Here is a 20,495-nt window from a genome sequence, read left to right on the forward strand (position 1 = left end):
AGAAAAAGTGCTGGTCCAGGTGTTCGGAATAAACCGAAACAAGCGTTCGCAATCACCGAAATACGCATTCTCATCTTTTATTTCTTGAATAGATGCTAAAACCGTTTTATAAATATTACTATAATGACCAGTTATATCTTTAAGCAAAACACTAGAGTATGAGATATCAAAACCATCGGAAAATCGTCTTATAGGCTCTCGTTTCAAAGTAACCTTACTATTATCATGTTTTACTTGGTAACCACATGCCTTCCAACTCTCATCACTCAACCATTGCAATCTCTTTTTTTCAAAAAGCCCCATACCCATTGAATGAGCAAGCATCAGAGTCCTTGGATCAGTTCTATAACATTTATTTAAAGTATACTTAGGAGTTATATCAGACTCTTCAGGCTCATCAAAAATACTCTGAAATATATCACCAGAGATATAAACACTTTCACGTGTAGAAACATTTAATAAACCTATAAAACTTTCTGGAAAATCTTGACTTTCATCTAAAAAAGAATAATCGAAAGCATATAAATCAGGATGGTTTTTCTTAATATGTTCAGCAAGTCTAAAATAAACACCTGAAACATCTATTCCGCGATAAAAAGTCTCATAATCATAATTATAAAAATCACAAAGGTACCTATATGTACCTGAGTTTATATCACCTTTCCCTCCCCATCCATGGATACACCAGAGCCTTTTTTGCCAATGTATTTGCTTTTTAACTTGCATAAAATCAAAGAATGAAGGTATTCTTTCTCTTAAATTTTTAGCTAAAATTTTATTATGACAAGTAAAAAGAATCCTTGATTCATCTGATGATAAATAGACTTCCTTTAGTTTATGAAGTAATAGCTCAGTCTTCCCAGTTCCTGATAGCCCTTGCATTCTTATCACAGGATCTTTAGATTTATCGTAGATAAAATTAGTTTGGTCAACATCAAAAAGCATTATTTTATTTTTGACTATATCAAGAAGATTATCTTTCTCTTCAATATCAATTTTCTTGACATCATTTATACTACCTGTAACAAGAGAAATTATAAGTTCTATTTTTCTTTTTTCATTTAGATCATCAACCTTATTATTTCGCATCAATTCATCAATGCTAGTTACTTCAGAATAATCAACTTCTACAGAAACTTCTTTCCTCCATTTTTTTGGACGCCCTATTTTTTCCTTGTATTCAAAATTATCTGAAATAACACCTAAATCTTCACAAAAATCATCACAAAAATCATCAAAACTTTCTTCATCACCTAAATTTATAAAACAAATTTTATATCCAGGTGAAAGAACAACAACAACATCATCAAATTCATATTCATATTTTCTATCGAGAGATGGAGTATCAACCAAAAAAAAACTTGAGAGAGATTTTTTTTAGACCATACCCTATAGTCTTTAACTATATTCCTTTTTATTTCCGACTCTTCCAAACCAACATAAACACTTTCGCTTAACATAGAAACATCCTTTCACCAATAGAATTGAAAAAGCCAATTCTAAATAAAATTTTCTTTAAAAATTAAATATCGGCAGCCATATAATTTAGATCTTTTTCTTTCTCTATAGCTAGAATTTTAAATTTAGCATCACTTACAAAATCAGAAACATATAAAAAAGAATGATCATATGTATATATATGAGACTTATCTTTATGCCTACTCATAGCAACATACATATTAGCTCTATCCATCACTTTTGTATGGTAAACAAATGTATTTCCATCGACTGTTGTGCCCTGCGAACTGTATACTGTCAGCGCATATGCATGACACAAGTTCGTCCCTTTTTCATCCGCATATTCTGAGGATAAAAAGCTCACTTTACGGCCATCATCCGCTCTTATTGAAAACTCTACATCTTCGCTTTCAACAATTCGAATAGACTCTATAGTTCCTAACGTACCATTAGTTACACCAAGTTTTCTATAATCATTACGACAAAACTTAATACGGTCACCTTTAGAAAACTCAGTTTTAAACGACTTGTCAGCCACGCTACACGAAAGCGAAATATTTTCCTGGCCTACTCGCCCTTCTGATATGTGAATATCCCTAATTGCTTTACTAATTTCTTGAACATCAGTCCATCGCTGTGCAATGACAAGAGAGGCTTTTTCAGGGTTGGCTTTTTGATACTTATGCCAATCATCCACTAACGCTTTTTTAGTATTTTCTGCATTCTCGTGAAAATGAAGACATCCTTTCTCATCAAGCGTTTTAAGTGCCTTTTCTGCTTTTCCGTCCCTTAGATCTGCCACCACCTCACGAGCCCACGCTGTTCGTTGCCTGCGTATATTTTCAATACGCTGTGTACCAATTACTTCAGGATTTGATAGATAGCGCAGTGACCCACCTCTATTGATCGCATCAAGCTGCTTGTCTTCACCAGTAAGGATCAATTTACACTGAGCCTGATAAGCACAGTGCGTTAGCTTTTGTAGATCAGTACTCGGTAATTGACCAGCTTCATCAACAACTAAAACTCCCGTAGATGATAGAGGGTTAGTGCCATTCGTGATTTTATTAATCAGTGAGGCGACTGTTACTGATTGAATACCTGTCTCTTCTTGAAGGTTATCTGCCGCCTTTTTTGCAATACTGGCACCTAAAACCTTGTAACCCCTCTCATTATAGGCATGTCTTGCTGCTAACATTAAGGTCGTTTTTCCTGCACCAGCAGAGCCTTGCACAATCGAAATATCAGGCCCGTTTAGAGCATTGTATACAGCTTCTATTTGCTCATCATCAAAAGGGAAAACGAGCTCCGACTCAGCCTTTTTCAAAGCTCTTTGAATTTCAGGCTCAGATAGGCTTTTAGTAAAACGACGCGATAAATCACGTGCGGTTTGTATCATCATGCGCTCACAATTTAAAACCGATTTAGTAGTGTATTGAGGTTCAAACGGATTTTCTGCACTTAACTCTACAACCTCCTGATCTCTGATCAATCGCTTAACGTTTTTCTCGCACTCAGCAGCGTTACTTCCGCTCTGAACGGATTGAATAGCTGTTTGATAAAATAGGTCTTGAGGCCTAAAAGTCGCCTTTTTGTCAGTAATTGAATACAGAATTTGATCGTCTTCTGGCAATTCAGCATCCAAAAGAGCTTCAGCTTGTATAGACTGTAGAGTCTCAGTATGAAAGCCCATACTATCCATTTCACTTTGCCAACTTTTTAACAATGCTTGATGATCAACTAACCCTTTCTCTTTTCGGGTATCCAGTTTTATTAAATCTCCCGCTTTGCTAGCACTACTATCGACTCCCTGTTTTTTTAGCTCCTCACGAATAGATTTTGATCTTTTTGAAAAATGCTCGCACAGCTCTTTATCAACACCACTGACATGAAATGAATCCTCATCTCTTTCAATCTGAAAGCCTAGCTGTTTCATCTGTGCTGCTAATTCCGCTCGATATAACGCACCCGCCGCTTTTTGCCATTGATAAATTTTGCGGGACTCAACACTACCCCAACTATCATCTGCTCGTGGTGCTACATTACAGATCACAGCGTGTGTATGTAATTGCGGGTCTTGCTCTCTCGACGTGCAATGATTAAAAGTTGCAGCAACTAACCCAGCCGTGCGCTCTAAAGTCTCTCCAGCCTTTCCTCGTCTCGTAAAAGCTGCATAACGCTCTAATGCATCAATACCGCGCTTGGCAGCTATTGTTTGAGCTTCCTGCACTTTAGTTCTTAACTCATCATCAGCTCTAGCCCACACAACAGAGACCGACTTAGGCGCGCTAAACGTGCAATCCCACCCTAATCGACGTTTATCTGAATATGCATTTTGAACAAGAGGAGCGCCCGAAGGCGCACCTCCATTGATCAAAGCCTCTAAGGACTCCTTTTCTACGGTTTTACCATGCAACTTCAGACTACGACACCCTAGCCCATAAAATTCGCCAGGTGGTTCTCCTGAGCCGAGGTAGTAGTCCTCGGCTGCGAGGTTGGTATAGTATGAAATCGTTCGGATTGGAGAGATCGTAAGCATTATGAGCGCCCTCCAAACAATTTATTTGTAGGTTGACTCTCTTTTTTTGGACGTTCAGTTAACCATTTAGCAGGAACGTGCTCCTCCGCAATAGTTTTTTTCTTATAAAGCGGCCATTGCAAACGAAATACACCTTCCCAACTTGGCACCATAAGATAGCCTATAACACCTTTTTTGGTTGGCATTTCAATGTGAGTTAAATCATGTTCACTAACAACAGGTTCACTAGACCGCTGCCATGTTTTTTCTTTACCAACCTGTGATGGCCGCTCAACAATGCGATCACCGAGCATATTGGAAACATATTCAGATTCTCCCCCTGCACTACCTACGCGCATAGCAACCACAACAGAAAATAGGTTTAAAATCGTATCAGCATCATTTTGATAATTTTTCTTGATCTGTGAAATTGATTGAGTTCCAAAAACAGCTCGTCCGCCACGCGCTCGCGCTAACTCCAGCCACATTTTAATACTCGGGTTTGGTGGAAGGTTTGCCATTTCATCAATAAACAACCAAGTATCTCGAACATTTCTCATGGGTTGAGATAAAAAGTGCTTTGTCATCAGCGACAATAACGCGTTGCACAATGGTGCTCCAATCGATTTATATCGCGGATCAGACTGCACAATGAGCGTATTTCTTACTTTTTTATGATTGCTATTCACCCACTCTCGAATAGAAAATCTTGGCTTATCGGAATCTCGCCACGCTACAGCCAGAGTCTCGATCCAGCTCAGCTCTGCTATTAAATTGACGTAAAAACCTTGGGTTGTTTTAGAACCTTCTACAACAAATGATGCAGCAATAGGATAATGACGTTGCAATAAAGACAGCATTTCAGATTGGGATAGCTGAATACGTTGCGTAATACTATCCCAGCCCCAAGGTTCTCCCTCTTCCAAAAGACTCACTAACATCCCAGTAAAAATTAGTTGAGCTCCCTTTATCCACATAGGGTCATTCGAACCGCTATCTGGAATTAAATTACTTGCGACCATTTCAGCATCATGTTCATTGAGAACATCGTTAGCAATATCCCACATGAATGACCGACCATCCCAAGGTGCAATCAAAATTGTTTTTTTGCTCAAGAAAAAAGAGGTAAATTCCTTCTTTTCATCATAAATAAAAACCTTGTCGCCTCTATTCATAGCCTGATCTATCATTGGTAAAATAACTGTATTTTTACCTCCACCCGCAGTACCTAAAACTAAAACATTTGACTGTTCCTCTTTTTTTGTTAGGGAAAAATTTGGATAAATATTAATGCCCCTGCTTTTTCTTCCTGCCTTTTTGAGAGTCTTTTTTGCCTTTCTCTTAGCAATAGATATCGCTCTTTTCCCTATGTAAAGCCTAGCGCCCTCAACATGTCTACTAAGATCAAGACCGCCTTCTACCCAAGCTAGTTTTTTTGTTAATTTATAAGAAACCAGCAATGAAAATAATAATGGAATTATTAAATGAAGGTAGAAATGTGTTACTAACCTTTCTCTTTCTAACCAATCCCAATAGTTATTCCAATCGTAGCCAGAGCCACCTAATACTAATTTTTTAAATAAACTAACAAAGTATTTTGAGTACTCTAAAATCCCCCCCCACCACGTTAGCCAATTCCATGTGAGCCATATAGAACCCAAAAATAAAAATATAAAAATAATTCCAAATAATAGAAAAATCGAATTCCAATCCTGTGTTTTTTCGTTTGGTGTAGTTCTCATTATTAATTACCTCCGCTTAAACGCTGTCTAGCAATCTCACACTCGTGGTCTGATAAGTTTGCTACGGCACAAACAATAGAAAACGTTTTGTGAGTGATGCGACGTTCTAGATCTACGAACCGTTGGTCTAGAGATAGCTGTTCGTCATTAGATGAAATGATGGTTCGAATATGCTCCGCTACAGACTCATTTTTCTGTTCTGCATCATTCACGATGCGGTTATAATCTGACGTTGAAAAACGTACAGTGATTGCCCTACTTACACTTTTTTTAGACATAAGAATCCCTTGAGCGTGATTTCAATGAAATCCGCTTTAAATAATTGAATTTGTTAAATTTTTAATAATAGAATTATGAAATCAATTCGCTAACTGGAATCAGTTACTCTGTAAGTAACTCAAGCGATAGCTCTGGTTTCAACAAATCACTGGATGCATCGTCAGGTGCGTTGGGGTCTGATAGAAAAACAGTTAATTTATTCATCTTTCAACTCCCCACAATGAGTAATCGTACGACGATCTAAAAAATCCTCTAGATCAGAAACACGATACATTGCTCTACGTCCAATCTTCACATAACGCAATCCATAGCGCCCATTGCAAGCCCAGAGACTCAAAGTCTGTGAGCTGACTCCAAGGTATCGCGCTGCTTGCTCACGATTGACCAAACTTGATTTAATTTTATTTGTCACAATAACGTCTCCTTCTGGTTGACGGAGATAGATTACGACCAACAACTCAGCTGCGCACTTTTAGAATGTTAAAAAAAAGTGCGCCTGACCACATAGCAGCTCAGTGAGGGAATAAATAGGAATGGCAGATTTAACCGAAAACGACCAAATAAAAAACGAACTTATTACAACATTGAACCATATTCGTACCGATGACAAAGACGTCTATATAAAAATGAGTGACTATTGCAAAGACTCGGTGGATCGGCTTATAGAATATTGTAATAAATCTGAAAACTTTTCTTTAACTCATACTCGCCAAGGAAAATATGAACCTTTTCTAAAAAGGCTAAAAAATGAAATTAAAAAAGTGATATTAGGGATAGAGAGAACTTATCTGACTTTCCATGATGAAAACCGTCAATACATGGATATAACAATGTTAAAATGGATACAAATTAAAATCGATGCCCCCGATTTTTTGACCATATCCTATTGGTCAAAACAAGATAATGAAGAGCTATACAGCATAGAAAGATATATAGATATATTTACGGATCAACTAAAGTCAAAATCAACAGAAAATTTGATAAAGATAATTTTTCAAGATCTAAGAATATTAAAGTTTTTAATTATAGATACTTACGATGTAATAAATAAGTTTAATTTCTTATCTCGAATCAACTCATCAGGAAAAATACAGCTCTCCGCCAACGCTACTCAAAACAGACAAGAATCCCTCAATCATAAGCTAAAAAAATTTGAACTATGTAAGTACTGCTACAGAACATCAGCAGGTAATGAGGTTTGTGATCTTCACAAAACTAGTCACTATGATGGAAATAAGAATTATACAATGGCGCGAAAGGTCTTTAGCTCATTGGAAGGTAAAGAAGGGGAAATAAATGAAGATCTCAAGGAAGCCTTAGAGGAATATAAATCGCTGAGAAAGGCAGTCGGTTTTAAAGAGTTTCAGTTAATTGGAATTAATACTCCCATTGATAAAATCATTGGTATTTCATTCCAAGTTAATGAAGGCATAATTTTTATAGTTGACTCTTTACTTTATGGAGATTGGGATAAAACCGGTAAGCCTATCTTGTTGAAATTTGTGAGTTCTCTAGCTCACCTAAAAGAAACTCTTAGTCAAATCATCGCAAATTCAGTATCTTTTGAAGATGTCACAAAGAAGCTCTATTCAGTGGACGGACTGCACAATACTTACGAAACTTCACTTCACCCTTACTGGTTGCTACAGGCTCTCAATATCGAAAACCTCGTGCTCCAAGTTGCAAATACGAAAAAATTAGAAAGAAACGAAAGGGATAAGCGTTACTACTCAAAACACACAGAACAAAAAATGACCTATATTGATATAGTAAAGTCCGAAATCAGTGAAGGATATATGGAACTAAAACCCAGCCAAACAATAAAAAGTAAAGCTTCAAATGTACGCAAACGGATCAACACTTACAAAGACTCAATAGAGATGTAGCACCCATGTAGCACGAACAATAAAAAAACCCCGATAAGTCAGTCTTCACCAACCTATCGGGGCTTATTTTATATGGTGGGCCTGCCCAGACTTGAACTGGGGACCTGCCGATTATGAGTCGGATGCTCTAACCAACTGAGCTACAGGCCCTAAAAGCGTTGCAGATTATATCGACATGATCGCCGCTTGCCAAGAAGTCGATGCCATTTATATGTAATAATTTTTCGAAAGTGGTTGATTATCTGACGTTTTTTCAACCAATCACTTTGTCTATCTACTACACCACTGTCTTCAACTCGGCTTTTGATTCGCTCTTACTTATCAATTAACACGCTCAAATGCGTGCTGAATGTCGGTATAGGTCACTTTTGCTTGAATCGCTTCTAGGGCAATAAAATGCAGCAGTTCTTCACGGGTGGTGCAAGCGTCTGGCAGGATGCTGACTTGGTAAGGATCAGCAGCATCTGAAATCGCCGTGTGTGTCACGCAGTTTTGCGTCATCATGCCGCAGATCACTAGGCGATCTACCGCTAGCTCTTCTAGTACTTGCGTCAGGTTTGTCTCTTGAAACGCATCGGCGTGTGTTTTTGTGACGATAGGCGCATCTGGTGCGGCGTCTAAAATGGCTTGATGCAATTTAACCCCTTCGCTGCCTTCAGCAAATAGTGGTGATTCACTTTCAGCCACATGTTGCACCAGGACTACAGCGGTATCTTGCTCTTTCGCGGTTTGAATGGCGTTAAGGATTTCTTTTAAGACCTGCTCTGTATTCCATAAAGGAAAGCTTCCATTGTCGAAATAATCGTTTTGTACATCGATGACTAATAATGCGGTGCGGCTCATGGTCGACTCCTATTCTGTTGTTTGCAAAGATCGTTATCAAGAACCCTAGCATCGCAAAACGATGGGTTCCATTACAGTGTCAAATTTGCCATATTAAAAGCCAAAATTGACAAAATGAGTATTTCCCTTGAAACATTATCAAATCGCTGTGCTTGCTTATCCTCATTCTCTCTTGTCGGCGGTTTATGGTTTTGCCGAGACGTTCGAACTTGCCACTGAAGCCTGCACAGAGATAGGCTTAGAAGTTCGCATCACCACGCATATTTTGTATGAAGCCGACCTGCTCAACAAACAAGCAACCCAACAACCTTATCACGCGGTGTTATTGCCTCCCAGTTTGGAGAAAGCCAGTTACAGCGAGAAAAATGCCAGCATCAATGATTTTTTAATCGCACAACATCGACAAGGCGCCATGCTTTGCAGTGCCTGCGCTGGGGCGTTTTTCTTGGCTTACACAGGTATTACGGATAAACGACTGATGACAACACACTGGGCGCTGGAAGGTTTGTTTAAAGAACACTTCCCCAAGCAAGCAATGGACACGTCGAAGATATTGATTAACCAAGGCGATGTGATCAGCGCCGGTGGCATGATGTCTTGGGTGGATTTGGCGATGGAGCTGGTACAAGCCTTGATGAATGTCAATATTGTTCGTCAGCTAGGCAAAACGTTAGTCGTTGATACCGGCAAAAGAGAACAACGCTATTATCAGCAATTCCAGCCAAATTTCGATCATGGCGATGCGGCGATTCTGGCGGTTCAACATCATTTACAAGGGCATTTTGCCGAACTGCAACGCACCGAAAGCATGGCCGCTCTCGCCAAACTCACACCGAGAACCTTTTTAAGACGTTTTTCCAAATGTACTGGATTCAACCCCAATGAATATTTGCAGCGACTTCGTATTCAAGCCGCTTGCGACAAGTTGGAGGAAACAACACAGCCGTTCGAAAGCATCGCCCTGGAGGTAGGATATGAAGATGTAGGGAGTTGTCGTAAAGCCTTTCAAAAAATTATGGGGCTAACGCCCAGCGCTTTTCGGCAACGTTTTGTGTCTTCTATAACAGCCAATTAAGCGATTAAGGAGCATAAAATATAAAAGCAAAATCACCTACGTGGTTTTGCTTTTTTCTATCTATTAGTCGTGCTCAATCTACAACTATCAGTCAACAATAAACAGAGTTGCGCCTTCTGTTGTGGAAGAACGATGCGGTTCGGCATCGTCGGCCACTTGATAGCTCATGCCTGCGGATAAAACAAAGGTACGACCGTCTTTTAAGACCGTTTTCAGCTCGCCACTCATGCAAAAAAGAATGTGACCTTTGGTACACCAGTGGTCGGCTAAATAACCCGCCGAATAAGTCACGATCCGCACACGAATATCGCCAAATTGTTTGGTCTGCCAGTAGGCAAAGCCACTTTCACCTTTGTGGGTGGTTTTTTCCACGCCTTGCCAATCGGTAACACCAAAGGGTAAATCGGTAATCTTCATATTAACGCCTTAAAGTCTTTCTATTCGTTACAAAATACCGCCCATTTGCACGGCATAACATAACCAGTAGTAAGCGTTAGCAAGCGGCGTTGGTCAAGCACTATCTTAACGGTTTAAGTAATCTCGATTTGATAACAAAATGTTTCAGCAGCACCATGGGAAATACGGTATTCCAAGGGCGTTTTATCGTAACCATAAGCCACCCGCTCAATCACCGCAACGGGGCTGTTTTCTGCGATGTTTAACGCTCCCGCAATGCGCGTATTGGCCGATTGGATCGTTAAGGTTTCTCTTGCTGAGGCGATAAGTTGGCCACATTCTTGTTCGTAAAATGGGTATAACAAATTACCAAATTCGGATAAATCTAAATCGATCAGTCGGGAAAAAAGTGACTCAGGTAGCCAAATTTCTTCCGTTAGTACCACACGCTCTTCCAAAAATCGCAGGCGTTCGAGACAAATGGCGTGGTCCCTTGTATTAAGGTTTAACGCATCAGCAATGTGCTTAGACGGTTGTTTCATGGTTTTTGATAACAGTTGGCTTTTCGGCATGACAAAACGGCCATCCGACGACATTTGACGGAAAAAACGAAACAACGAAGCGTTGAAATCTGGTCGACGCACAAAGGTGCCACGACCTTGGCTTCTATAAAGCAAACCATCGTTCACTAGCGTATCCACCGCCTTACGGATCGTACCAATGGCCACGCCATAGCTTTTGGTTAATTCACTTTCTGTCGGAATGGGCTTCTCCGGCAACCAAATTCCTGCGCTGATGTTCTCTAGCAATTCATCACGTACCTGTTGATACAGCGGCAAACGTTTATCCCGCCCATGCTTGAAAAAAGTCATTGTCGTCTCTTGTTTGTAAGCTCTTATTAGCAAGCTCTTGTTGGTGAGCTCTGTTTAGTAAGTTCTTGTTGATAAGTAAGGCCCATTCTAATGCTCTGTTTACAGAACGTCCACGATTGTTGACTTGTTGGTCATATAAACATATATTCATATATATGAATTACAAAAAATTACACTAACCTTTCACATTGAATAATAAAAATGACAAAACACGATTCTCCGATGACGCATCAATCACCATTAATAACAGGCATTGATACTCATGCGCACCTATTTCGCACCGACCTTCCCATGGCCGAACAGCGTCGATACGCACCTGAATACAATGCACTGGCCGAAGATTTTTTAGGCCAATTAGCCAAACATAATGTGTCTCACGGTGTGTTGGTTCAACCGAGCTTTTTGGGTACAGACAACCGCTTTATGCTGGCCGCGTTGCGCGAATACGCGACACAGTTAAAAGGCATTGCCGTTGTCGATCCAAGCATCAGCGATACAGAGCTGGACGATTTGAACGCAGACGGCGTGGTTGGCATTCGTCTTAATCTTATTAAAAAGCCGCTGGAAGATTACACCTCACCGCTTTGGCAGACTTTTTTTGGCAAATTGGCACAGCGCAACTGGGTGGTAGAAATTCAGCGAGAAATCGACGATTTAGCCAGTTTTCTACCGGCTATTTTAGAATCAGGCGTAGAGATCATTGTCGATCACTTTGGACGGACTTCAACGGGCATTCAAGTATCCAATCCAGCCCATCAAGATTTCTTAGACTTATTAAGCAGCGGTGCACCTATCTGGACCAAGGTGTCAGCGGCCTATCGCTGTGATGCCAACCTTGAGCAAGCACAAACCATGTTAGCCACTTTGCGCTCAGCTTATGGACACTCAGAGCTTTTATTGTGGGGCAGTGATTGGCCACATACCCAGTTCGAATCACAAACCGATTACCCAGAACAATACCAGTTTATGGAAGCATTACTGCCAAACATGGATGAACGCAAGCAGATCCTGATAACGAACCCAAGCAAGCTATTTAAATTTTAATTGCCAACCAGGCAGTGTAAAAAGGAATCATAAAAATGAGTCTACTTGTTGTTGGAGCCATTCTACTCTCCATCATTCTCGGCTATAAAACCCGTATTAATATCGGACTGTTTGCCATTGCCTTTGCCTATTTGATTGGCAGCTTTGCACTGGGACTAAGCCCAAACGACATCATTAAAATGTGGCCGCTGAAGATCTTCTTTATTATCTTCTCTGTGTCTTTGTTTTATAGCTTCGCCATCATCAATGGCACCTTGGAAAAACTGGCCGAGCATCTCATGTATCGTTGCCGACATTTCCCCCATCTGTTGCCTTACGCCATTTTCATTACCACAACGATTATTTCGGCTTTGGGCGCAGGCTACTACACGGTATTAGCCTTTATGGCACCCATTACCCTACTGCTTTGCCAACGTACTGGCATGAGCATGGTGATTGGCTCAATGTCGGTGGGTTATGGGGCGCTAACGGGGGCAAACTTTATGTCTAGTCAGAGCGGCATTATTTTCCGCGGTATCATGACGAACGCCGGCGTCACGGAAAACCAAGCCTTTATCAACTCCATTGGTATTTTTCTAAGCACGGCAATCATACCTTTCATCGTGATTACGGCGCTGATTTTCTTCACCAAACACCGTAGCACGATCGCCAAAGGCGGCTTTCAAATAGAAGCGCCCACGGCGTTTAATAAAGAGCAACGCCAAACACTCATACTAACGCTTGTTATGATGGGCTTAGTATTGCTTGCGCCAATTTCACATCTGGTATTCCCTGATAATCAGACGATTACCTTCATTAATTCAAAAATGGACATTGGCTTAATTGCCAGTGTGTTCTCTGTCATCGCGCTGTTGCTGAAACTAGGTGATGAACGCAAAGCCATTGCTTCTGTGCCTTGGTCAACGCTTATTATGATCTGTGGTGTGGGTATGCTGATCTCGGTTGCTATCAAAGCCGGTACCATTGACGACCTTGCCTCTTGGATTGGCACGTCTATTCCAGCGGTATTCGTTCCTGTTGTGTTTGGGGTTGTTGCCGCGTTTATGTCTCTGTTTGCCAGTACCTTGGGCGTGGTGACACCTGCGCTTTTCCCAATCGTGCCATCCATTGCACAAAGCTTGTCATTGGATCCTATGATGCTGTTCATCTGTATCGTTGTTGGTGCACAGGCCACGGCCATTTCACCTTTTTCTTCCGGTGGTAGTTTAATGCTGGGCGCTTGTCCAACAGAAGAAAGCCGCACCAAGCTCTTTCCACAGCTTCTGTTCCGTGCCGCACCATTGGGATTTGCCGCCGCTTTATTCTTTAACTTGCTAATCACCTTCGTGCTTTAGCGCACCTTAAACCTCTTTGGGCGTAAGCATTACTAAGGTGCTGCGCCCTTTTTTTATAGGAGATACCTGAATGACTCTTTCTCTGCGCACTCGTTTATTGAGTGTCAGTATTTTAGCGGTCGTCATCACAACGGCCTACCTCATTACCGAAACGACTTTGTCGCTCACCCAACAAATGCGTGACTCTTTATTAAAAGACGTGCGTCACTTTGCTGGTGCCTATGGTGACAACACCAGTGAGTGGTTAAATAGCCGCAAAGTCATTGCTGCATCGCTTGCCAATACCTTGGAACGCACGCCTGAACAATCCCCCTATATCGCGATCAAACAAGCCTTTGATAGCGGCCAATTTGCGCTAACCTATTACGGTAATAACGACGGCAATATGTATCGCCAAGATCCCGCCCTAGATGCCAAACGACCTGACTATGATCCTCGCGCGCAAAGCTGGTACATTGACGCGATCAATAAAGGCAAGGCCAGCATACTTGGACCAAATCTAAGCTCTACCACCAAAGATTTGGTGATTATTCTAACGAACCCAGTTAACCGAAATGGACAACTATTTGGTATGGTGGGCGCCAATCTCAGTTTGGATCAGCTGTCTAAACAAGTTGGCGAGCTTAACGTCCCAGGGTCAGGCTTTGCCATGATGGTGGCGTCTAACAACGACATTATCGCCCACCCAGACAGAGATATGGTGATGCAGAAAGCCGAATCTATCTCTTCGATTTTTGCCCCTAAACTTCTGTCTAATTTGATCAAAGAAGACAAGTTAGTGGAAGAAACCCTAGACGGTAAAGAAGTGTTTGCCTACGGACAAGCCATTCCAGGCACCGATTGGTCATTGGTCTTTACTATGGACAAAAGTGAACTCATGGCACCTGTCTATAAAGTCTTGGTTCGCCAAATGGTCACCGCCTTGCTTCTTCTAGTTGGTTTTATTTGCTTTTTATACTGGTTGTTCAAAGTCCTCTTTAGTGACCTAAATCGGGTTTCTAATGCGTTACAAGATATCTCAAAAGGCAAAGGCGATTTACGCGCTCGCATCGAAGTAAAACGCGACGATGAAATTGGCGTATTGGCACAAGGTTTTAACGATTTTGTTGGCCATATGCACGGTGTGGTTGAACGACTGAAAACACTGTCCAAAGACGTGGCAGACGAAGCACACAAAGTATCGAATTCCTCAACACAAAGCGCTTCGCGTGTGGCGACTCAGCAACAAGAAATCGACATGGTGGCGTCTGCAGTGACTGAAATGGCAGCGGCTACCCACGAGATCGCTGGCAATGCAGAGCAAACCGCTAAAGCTGCGGGTCACTCTGTGGAACTGGGTAACAAAGGCAGTGCGCAAGTACAAAAAAGCCGTCATTCTACCTATGAACTGGCCAACGAAGTCAGCGCCGCAACACAACAGATAGCCGATCTAGATAAGCACGCCCAACAAATCAGCGGCATTCTCGCTACTATTATAGGCATTGCGGAGCAGACCAACTTATTGGCATTAAACGCCGCTATTGAAGCCGCACGGGCAGGTGAACATGGTCGTGGCTTTGCTGTGGTCGCCGACGAAGTTCGTACCTTGTCACAGCGCACCCATGCCTCGACCGAAGAAATTCAAAAAATGATCGAGTTACTGCAAGAACAAACATCGAGAGCCGTTGTGTCGATGCAAAACAGCAGTGCAAAAGCTCAAACCAGCGTGGCCGATGCCGATGCTGCCACACAAAGTCTAGAAGAAATCGCTAACGCCATTATTAGTATTTCTGACATGGCGACACAAATCGCCACTGCCGCCGAAGAGCAAACCGCTGTTACCAATGAAATCAGCCAAAACAGCGAGATCATTCGTCAAGTCGCTGCGGACTTAGCCTCAGAAAGCCAAACCGGTGTGGAACAATCGAAACGGCTTAGTCAACTGGCCAAACAAGTCGACACCGAAGTGGGCCAGTTCCAGATCTAAGCAGCCTTTCTTCAAGAGGATAACTTGCTTGTCGAGCCTTTAGTCCGACAAAAAACTCGTGACGACAAATCACGTCTTGTCGGGCTGAAGCCGCGACCTACAAAACCCTATACAATTCAGTTAGTTACTTACCTAAATATACCTTACTTCAAGTCATCAATATTGGTTAATACCCACGCACTGTTGTGCTGGGTAAAGCCAATTTTAGGGTAATACGCTACGGCTTGCGGCGCAGACAATAAAATCAAAGAGCACTTAGACTGTAAGGCTTCCTTGGTCATTCGAATCAGGGTTTTACCGATCCCCGATGCCTGTACGGATTCATCCACCGCTAAGTCTGATAAATAGCAGCAAAAGGCAAAATCTGTCACCGAACGCGCCACACCAACAAGCGCCTCACCCTGCCATGCGGTAATCAGCAGATTAGCGTGTTTCAACATGGCTTCAATGGTCTCAGTATTATCAATGGGACGACGCGCGCCCAACGTCGTTTTCGCCAGCAACTCAACAAATTGCTGAGCCGTAATAGCCTGATTAATCTTGTACTGGATAGACATAAAAAAACACCTTTGGCGATGCGATAAAAAAGCAGCATAGAATAATCTGTGCGTTTATAAAATACGTAAATGCTTACCTAAAGTTAAGAGTTTAAACAACAGCGCACACTCAACAGGCATCATCAACGCTCTGCCGACAACACTCGCAATGCCACCCCTGCGGCGGAAGTACGGTTTTCGACACCGAGCTTTGGGAAGATTTGCTCGAGGTGTTTGTTAACCGTGCGCGGGCTCATTTCGAGAATTTCCGCGATTTCGCGGTTGGTTTTACCATTGGCAATCCAGTGCAATACTTCCGATTCTCTATCAGTCAAATCCAGTGCCTGCTTCAGTAATGCTGGCCCTGAGAGTTTATCGCCGTCTTCCAGCCTTAAAAGCACTTCTTTTTGCTCGGTGACGCCCATCATTTTCAGCGCCAGAGGATAGTCCAAACCACTGAGTTTCAAGACATTCCCCAACTTTCCAACAGGCAAAGGGGGCTGATGAGCCAACCAAAGGCGTATTTGCAACGCCAATTGTGTGCTTTGCCACTCACTATTGGCCCGTGCTTTCGCGAGTAACGCGTACGTTTGTGGTGTGGCCCAAGTAATTTCACCGGCGTAATTGGTTGTCATTAAATATTGCCCCATGCTATCAAGGGCCGATTGCGCGTTGTTACTCAAACGCGCATTCGACAAATGCACACGCATGCGAGCAATCAGTTCATTGGGCTGAATCGGCTTGGTGAGATAATCTACCCCACCCGCTTCCAAGCCGCGCACAATATCGTCTGTGTCACTTAATCCCGTCATAAAAATAACCGGAATCGACGCCAAACTTTGGTCGGCTTTTAATGCTCGACAGGTGTCAAAACCGTCCATATTGGGCATGATGGCATCGAGCAAAATAATGTCAGGACGAATCCGTTTCGCAATGGTTAACGCCTGTCGGCCTTCAAGAGCGACCAGTACATCCATATGAGCCGCTTCCAAGGTGTCATGAATCAGGCTCAACGCATCTGGCGAGTCGTCGACCACTAAAACAATGTCACTCTTACTACTGGGATTCATCATTCGGTTTCTCACTGACATCACACATTAACTGTGAGTTTGTTTGTATATATTGAGCAATCGCATCGAACTGAAAACCTTGATACAAGCTTTCCAATTGCTGTAAATGACTTGGGGCAATCACGTCTTTTTTGGCCAGCAGATCCAACACACCACGCACGCCTTTTTTGTAGCCCATTTCGGCAAACGCCATCAGCTCTCGCACGCTTTCATGGTCTGGAATCCGAGCAGGAGAACCATGATAACCCTCACTTTGTATCGGAATCGGTTCGGTTGCCAAAGTAGTTGAACCGCTCTCTTGGGTCTCTTGATACAGCCACTCCAACGCTAACCAATGCTTGATTGCGTCCAGTAAGGCGCTGTTGTTGACCGGTTTAACCAGATATTGATTAAACGCCGCTTGCTCATCAGGTTGACGCAGACTTTCTTGGGCATCAGCGGACAACATCACTATCGGCACTCTGTAACCTAAATCACGCATTTTTTTTGCTAATGTCAATCCATCCATTCCCGGCATAGACACATCCAATATAAAAAGATCCGGCGAGCAGGATGCCAGCTCATCCAGACAGCTTTCTGCGTCTGAGGCTTCCAATACATTAAACCCAAGCGGCACGAGAATATCAGACAGCAATCCGCGCACCACAGGATCATCGTCGACCACCATCAAGGTACGCTGATAACCTTGGTAACTCACAATACGCTTATGTTCATACATACTGGCATCGCCTTGACTCACCCAAGGCAACATCAGACTGACACGAAACTCACTGCCCGCGCCCACCACCGAATGCACTTGCAAATCGCCGCCCATAATATCGGTCAATAATTTAACGATAGTCAGACCCAATCCGGTGCCGGGTAAATTCCCCGTACTGACATCTCGAACCCGTTCAAACGGATCAAAAATACGCTGCAAATGCTCTTCTTTTATGCCCAGCCCCGTATCTCGAATCACAAACTCCGCCACTTGGTTGCGATAATTCACTTCAAATAAAACCGACCCTTTAGGCGTGTATTTCACCGCATTTGACAGCAAATTAATTAATATTTGCCGCAAACGCTTTTCATCCGTAATAACATGCTGAGGCAAAGGCGCCAGAATTTTTGCCTGAAATTGCACCCCTTTACTGCGCGCTTGCATGGCAAACATACTGTTAAGCTGATCGATGAGTTTGGGCAAATCCACCGTATTGCGATACAGATCAAAACGCCCGGCTTCAATTTTTGAAATATCCAATAAGCCTTCAATCAAATCCGCCAAATACAACCCGCTACGATGGATAATATCCAAACCATTTTGATGCCCAGAGGGCGTATTGGCTTTTTCAGACAAAAGCTGTGCATAACCAATAATGGATTGCAGCGGCGTGCGTAACTCATGGCTAATACCAGTAAGATAACGACTTTTCGCTTCATTTGCCCGCTCGGCTTGCTCTTTGGCGTGCTGTAAAGCTTTGTCGGTTTCTTGGTGAGCATCGACCTCGCGAATCAACTTTCGTGTTTGTCGATTCGACTCTTTCTGCGCCACAACTCGACTTTCATGAGCCAATAAAAACAACCAAGACAACACCCCAGAAACAATTAATAAAGTGAAAAACAAAGCCAACATGGTGTCTTGTAAGAGTATTTCCTCACTCACTGACTCTGGTGCCATTTGTCGATAAATCAGCATCATCAGTGCCGCGTTAATAATGTTAATCACCAACAACAAAGACGCAAACCGTCCCAATCGTGAACGCACGGCTTTTACCAAGCTCTTTGGTAAAAATAGTCTTAAAAAATAATCACTCTGCTGAGCAATGCCTGCTTGAGGCTTGCAACTGTCCAAGCAGCGCACATCCAAAGAGCAGCACAACGAACAAATTGGTAACATATAGGCTGAGCAAAAACTCATGTCTTCCGTTTCGAACGCATTTTCACAGATCCCACAGGTCAAAGTGACATAGCTGGGATTGCGCTGCTTTGCTAGCTCGATCATTGGAATCAGTTCTGGGCTTTGACGCGCAAGGTAATATTTGCCCTTGGTGAGCCACGCAATCAGTGGCACAAACACGAAACAAGCCCCCAGTGAAATAAAGTGACACAAGCTTTTCGCCACCTCCCCAAAGACACCTAAATAACTCACCAAACCCAAGGTGGTGGCGATCAACATGGAACCCGTTCCCACTGGATTAATGTCGTATAAGTGCGCCCGTTTAAACTCCACATAATTGGGACTTAATCCCAAGGGTTTGTTGATCAATAAATCCGCCGACAAACTGCCAAGCCAGCTCACCGCCGCGATGGCAAACACGCCCAAAATCGCGCCCAACGCTTGATAAATGCCTAATTCCATCAGCAATAAGGCAATGGTCACGTTAAACACCAACCAAACCACACGACCCGGATGAGAATGGGTTAAACGCGAAAAGAAATTCGACCAAGCAATAGAACCCGCATAGGCGTTGGTTAAATTGATTTTCATCTGACAAATGAACACAAACACCGCCGCCAAAATCAGTGCTGTGGTGGGCGATGTGGTTAAAAAGAAAAAGATGCGCTGATACAAATAGGTTGGATCAGTGGCTTGAATATCAGTAGCGCCATCGGAAATGGCCAAATAAGCCAAGAACGAGCCCAATAACATTTTGATGGCACCAATGAACACCCAACCAGGACCTGCCAAAATCAGCCAAAACCACCAGCGACGACGGTTATGCTGCGTTTTTTTAGGGAAAAAACGTAAATAGTCGACTTGCTCGCCAATCTGCGCCATTAAGGCAAACAACACAGAGGCCGCGGCACCAAACAAAATCCAATCAAAATGCGTACTGTTCGGTACATCTACTGGCGCATACTGGGTCCAGCCTTCAAAGTTTTGATATTCCTGAGTCACTACCACGCCAATCGCCGCGACTTGCAACACCAGCCAAATCCATTGCGTGCCATTTTGAAAACGACTGATTGCGCGAATACCGTGTGTCACAATGGGAATCACAAAGATGGCCGAGAGTGCATAACCCAAGGCCAAGGGGATGCCTAACAACACCTCCATGGCCGACGCCAAAATAGCCGCTTCAATTGCGAAAAAAATAAAGGTGAAAGTGGCGTAAATCAGCGAGGTAACGGTCGAGCCAAGATAGCCAAAACCCGCGCCTCGGGTCAGTAAATCTATGTCCAAGCCATGCTTGGCGGAATAATAGGCAATCGGGAAACCCGTCACAAAAAACACCGCCATCACGGTGAGAATGGCCGCTATCGCGTTGGTAAAACCGTACGCCAGAGTAATAACCGCGGCCAACCCTTCAAGAGCCAAAAACGCCGTCGCACCGAGCGCCGTATGACCAACTCGCTCGATGCTCATGGCATGACCTTGCTTAGAAGAACTGTCATGCCTAGAGGTATAACGCAAGGCATAGTCTTCCATGGTTTGGTCGGCCACCCACTTATTATAATGGCGTCGCACTTTAAAAATCTTTTGCGCCGCCGTCATA

At 42.8% G+C, this 20,495-nt stretch carries 16 protein-coding genes and 1 tRNA gene; 5 read left to right on the forward strand and 12 right to left on the reverse strand.

The window, feature by feature from the left end; all coding sequences use genetic code 11:
* From DK187_RS18695 to DK187_RS18715, 5 genes are all read right to left on the reverse strand, one after another.
* On the reverse strand, positions 1–1,353 hold a 1,353-nt coding region (locus DK187_RS18695; RefSeq protein ID WP_204355660.1), incomplete at its 3' end, for an STM2767 family DEAD/DEAH box helicase.
* A gap of 169 nt (positions 1,354–1,522) precedes the next feature.
* Positions 1,523–3,997 carry a MobF family relaxase gene (mobF, locus tag DK187_RS18700; RefSeq protein WP_111608844.1) on the reverse strand — a complete coding sequence of 825 codons (2,475 nt, stop codon included), beginning with the start codon at positions 3,995–3,997 and terminating at the stop codon, positions 1,523–1,525.
* Entirely contained in the window at positions 3,997–5,718 is a 1,722-nt protein-coding gene (locus tag DK187_RS18705) for a type IV secretion system DNA-binding domain-containing protein (RefSeq protein WP_111608845.1), read from the reverse strand. Before DK187_RS18705 ends, mobF begins: the two co-directional genes overlap by 1 nt.
* A gap of 2 nt (positions 5,719–5,720) precedes the next feature.
* Entirely contained in the window at positions 5,721–5,996 is a 276-nt protein-coding gene (locus tag DK187_RS18710; RefSeq protein ID WP_111608846.1) for a hypothetical protein, read from the reverse strand.
* A gap of 197 nt (positions 5,997–6,193) precedes the next feature.
* Positions 6,194–6,409: a helix-turn-helix domain-containing protein gene (locus DK187_RS18715; protein WP_204355661.1), complete on the reverse strand. Its 216-nt coding sequence runs from the start codon at positions 6,407–6,409 to the stop codon at positions 6,194–6,196.
* 121 nt (positions 6,410–6,530) lie between these two features.
* Between DK187_RS18715 and DK187_RS18720 the strand changes: the two genes are divergently transcribed.
* The gene (locus tag DK187_RS18720; RefSeq protein WP_111608847.1) at positions 6,531–7,883 is read left to right on the forward strand and encodes a hypothetical protein; all 1,353 of its coding nucleotides are present in this window, start codon (positions 6,531–6,533) and stop codon (positions 7,881–7,883) included.
* 73 nt (positions 7,884–7,956) lie between these two features.
* Here the strand turns inward: DK187_RS18720 and DK187_RS18725 are convergent.
* Both DK187_RS18725 and DK187_RS18730 read right to left on the reverse strand, forming a co-directional pair.
* Positions 7,957–8,033 (reverse strand) — tRNA-Ile (locus DK187_RS18725).
* 171 nt (positions 8,034–8,204) lie between these two features.
* The gene (locus DK187_RS18730; RefSeq protein ID WP_111608848.1) at positions 8,205–8,726 is read right to left on the reverse strand and encodes an isochorismatase family protein; all 522 of its coding nucleotides are present in this window, start codon (positions 8,724–8,726) and stop codon (positions 8,205–8,207) included.
* Between the two features lie 127 nt (positions 8,727–8,853).
* On the opposite strand from DK187_RS18730, the gene DK187_RS18735 reads away from it, so the two are divergent.
* The gene (locus tag DK187_RS18735; RefSeq protein ID WP_111608849.1) at positions 8,854–9,801 is read left to right on the forward strand and encodes a GlxA family transcriptional regulator; all 948 of its coding nucleotides are present in this window, start codon (positions 8,854–8,856) and stop codon (positions 9,799–9,801) included.
* An 87-nt stretch (positions 9,802–9,888) separates the two neighbouring features.
* Here the strand turns inward: DK187_RS18735 and DK187_RS18740 are convergent, their stop codons facing one another.
* Both DK187_RS18740 and DK187_RS18745 read right to left on the reverse strand, forming a co-directional pair.
* Positions 9,889–10,218, reverse strand: coding sequence for a DHCW motif cupin fold protein (locus DK187_RS18740; RefSeq protein ID WP_111608850.1), 330 nt, complete (start codon positions 10,216–10,218; stop codon positions 9,889–9,891).
* 113 nt (positions 10,219–10,331) lie between these two features.
* Entirely contained in the window at positions 10,332–11,069 is a 738-nt protein-coding gene (locus DK187_RS18745) for a GntR family transcriptional regulator (RefSeq protein WP_111608851.1), read from the reverse strand.
* 201 nt (positions 11,070–11,270) lie between these two features.
* Between DK187_RS18745 and DK187_RS18750 the strand changes: the two genes are divergently transcribed.
* The 3 genes from DK187_RS18750 to DK187_RS18760 all read left to right on the forward strand — a co-directional run bounded on the left by DK187_RS18750 (position 11,271) and on the right by DK187_RS18760 (position 15,413).
* Positions 11,271–12,113 (forward strand): amidohydrolase family protein, encoded by an 843-nt coding sequence (locus tag DK187_RS18750; protein WP_223232231.1) that lies wholly within the window; start codon positions 11,271–11,273, stop codon positions 12,111–12,113.
* A gap of 35 nt (positions 12,114–12,148) precedes the next feature.
* Positions 12,149–13,447, forward strand: coding sequence for an SLC13 family permease (locus DK187_RS18755; protein ID WP_111608852.1), 1,299 nt, complete (start codon positions 12,149–12,151; stop codon positions 13,445–13,447).
* A 70-nt stretch (positions 13,448–13,517) separates the two neighbouring features.
* Positions 13,518–15,413: a methyl-accepting chemotaxis protein gene (locus DK187_RS18760; RefSeq protein ID WP_111608853.1), complete on the forward strand. Its 1,896-nt coding sequence runs from the start codon at positions 13,518–13,520 to the stop codon at positions 15,411–15,413.
* A 143-nt stretch (positions 15,414–15,556) separates the two neighbouring features.
* Here DK187_RS18760 and DK187_RS18765 read toward each other — a convergent pair whose 3' ends face one another.
* The 3 genes from DK187_RS18765 to DK187_RS18775 all read right to left on the reverse strand — a co-directional run bounded on the left by DK187_RS18765 (position 15,557) and on the right by DK187_RS18775 (position 20,494).
* Positions 15,557–15,970 (reverse strand): GNAT family N-acetyltransferase, encoded by a 414-nt coding sequence (locus DK187_RS18765; RefSeq protein ID WP_111608854.1) that lies wholly within the window; start codon positions 15,968–15,970, stop codon positions 15,557–15,559.
* A gap of 122 nt (positions 15,971–16,092) precedes the next feature.
* On the reverse strand, positions 16,093–17,022 hold the full coding sequence (locus DK187_RS18770; RefSeq protein ID WP_111608855.1) for a response regulator transcription factor: 930 nt from the start codon (positions 17,020–17,022) through the stop codon (positions 16,093–16,095).
* Entirely contained in the window at positions 17,006–20,494 is a 3,489-nt protein-coding gene (locus tag DK187_RS18775) for a hybrid sensor histidine kinase/response regulator (RefSeq protein WP_111608856.1), read from the reverse strand. Before DK187_RS18775 ends, DK187_RS18770 begins: the two co-directional genes overlap by 17 nt.
* Between the last annotated feature and the right edge of the window lies 1 nt (position 20,495).

Origin of the sequence: Marinomonas arctica, from assembly GCF_003259225.1 — a bacterium.
In the GTDB taxonomy this organism is placed as follows: Bacteria; Pseudomonadota; Gammaproteobacteria; order Pseudomonadales; family Marinomonadaceae; genus Marinomonas; species Marinomonas arctica.

Bases quoted from the DNA above. Each gene is read 5' to 3' on its own strand.
- mobF (WP_111608844.1), bottom strand. From the start codon at position 3,997: ATGCTTACGATCTCTCCAATCCGAACGATTTCATACTATACCAACCTC.
- DK187_RS18760 (WP_111608853.1), top strand. From the start codon at position 13,518: ATGACTCTTTCTCTGCGCACTCGTTTATTGAGTGTCAGTATTTTAGCG.
- DK187_RS18775 (WP_111608856.1), bottom strand. From the start codon at position 20,494: ATGACGGCGGCGCAAAAGATTTTTAAAGTGCGACGCCATTATAATAAG.
- DK187_RS18745 (WP_111608851.1), bottom strand. From the start codon at position 11,069: ATGACTTTTTTCAAGCATGGGCGGGATAAACGTTTGCCGCTGTATCAA.
- DK187_RS18720 (WP_111608847.1), top strand. From the start codon at position 6,531: ATGGCAGATTTAACCGAAAACGACCAAATAAAAAACGAACTTATTACA.
- DK187_RS18755 (WP_111608852.1), top strand. From the start codon at position 12,149: ATGAGTCTACTTGTTGTTGGAGCCATTCTACTCTCCATCATTCTCGGC.
- DK187_RS18730 (WP_111608848.1), bottom strand. From the start codon at position 8,726: ATGAGCCGCACCGCATTATTAGTCATCGATGTACAAAACGATTATTTC.
- DK187_RS18705 (WP_111608845.1), bottom strand. From the start codon at position 5,718: ATGAGAACTACACCAAACGAAAAAACACAGGATTGGAATTCGATTTTT.
- DK187_RS18770 (WP_111608855.1), bottom strand. From the start codon at position 17,022: ATGATGAATCCCAGTAGTAAGAGTGACATTGTTTTAGTGGTCGACGAC.
- DK187_RS18740 (WP_111608850.1), bottom strand. From the start codon at position 10,218: ATGAAGATTACCGATTTACCCTTTGGTGTTACCGATTGGCAAGGCGTG.
- DK187_RS18765 (WP_111608854.1), bottom strand. From the start codon at position 15,970: ATGTCTATCCAGTACAAGATTAATCAGGCTATTACGGCTCAGCAATTT.
- DK187_RS18710 (WP_111608846.1), bottom strand. From the start codon at position 5,996: ATGTCTAAAAAAAGTGTAAGTAGGGCAATCACTGTACGTTTTTCAACG.
- DK187_RS18750 (WP_223232231.1), top strand. From the start codon at position 11,271: ATGACAAAACACGATTCTCCGATGACGCATCAATCACCATTAATAACA.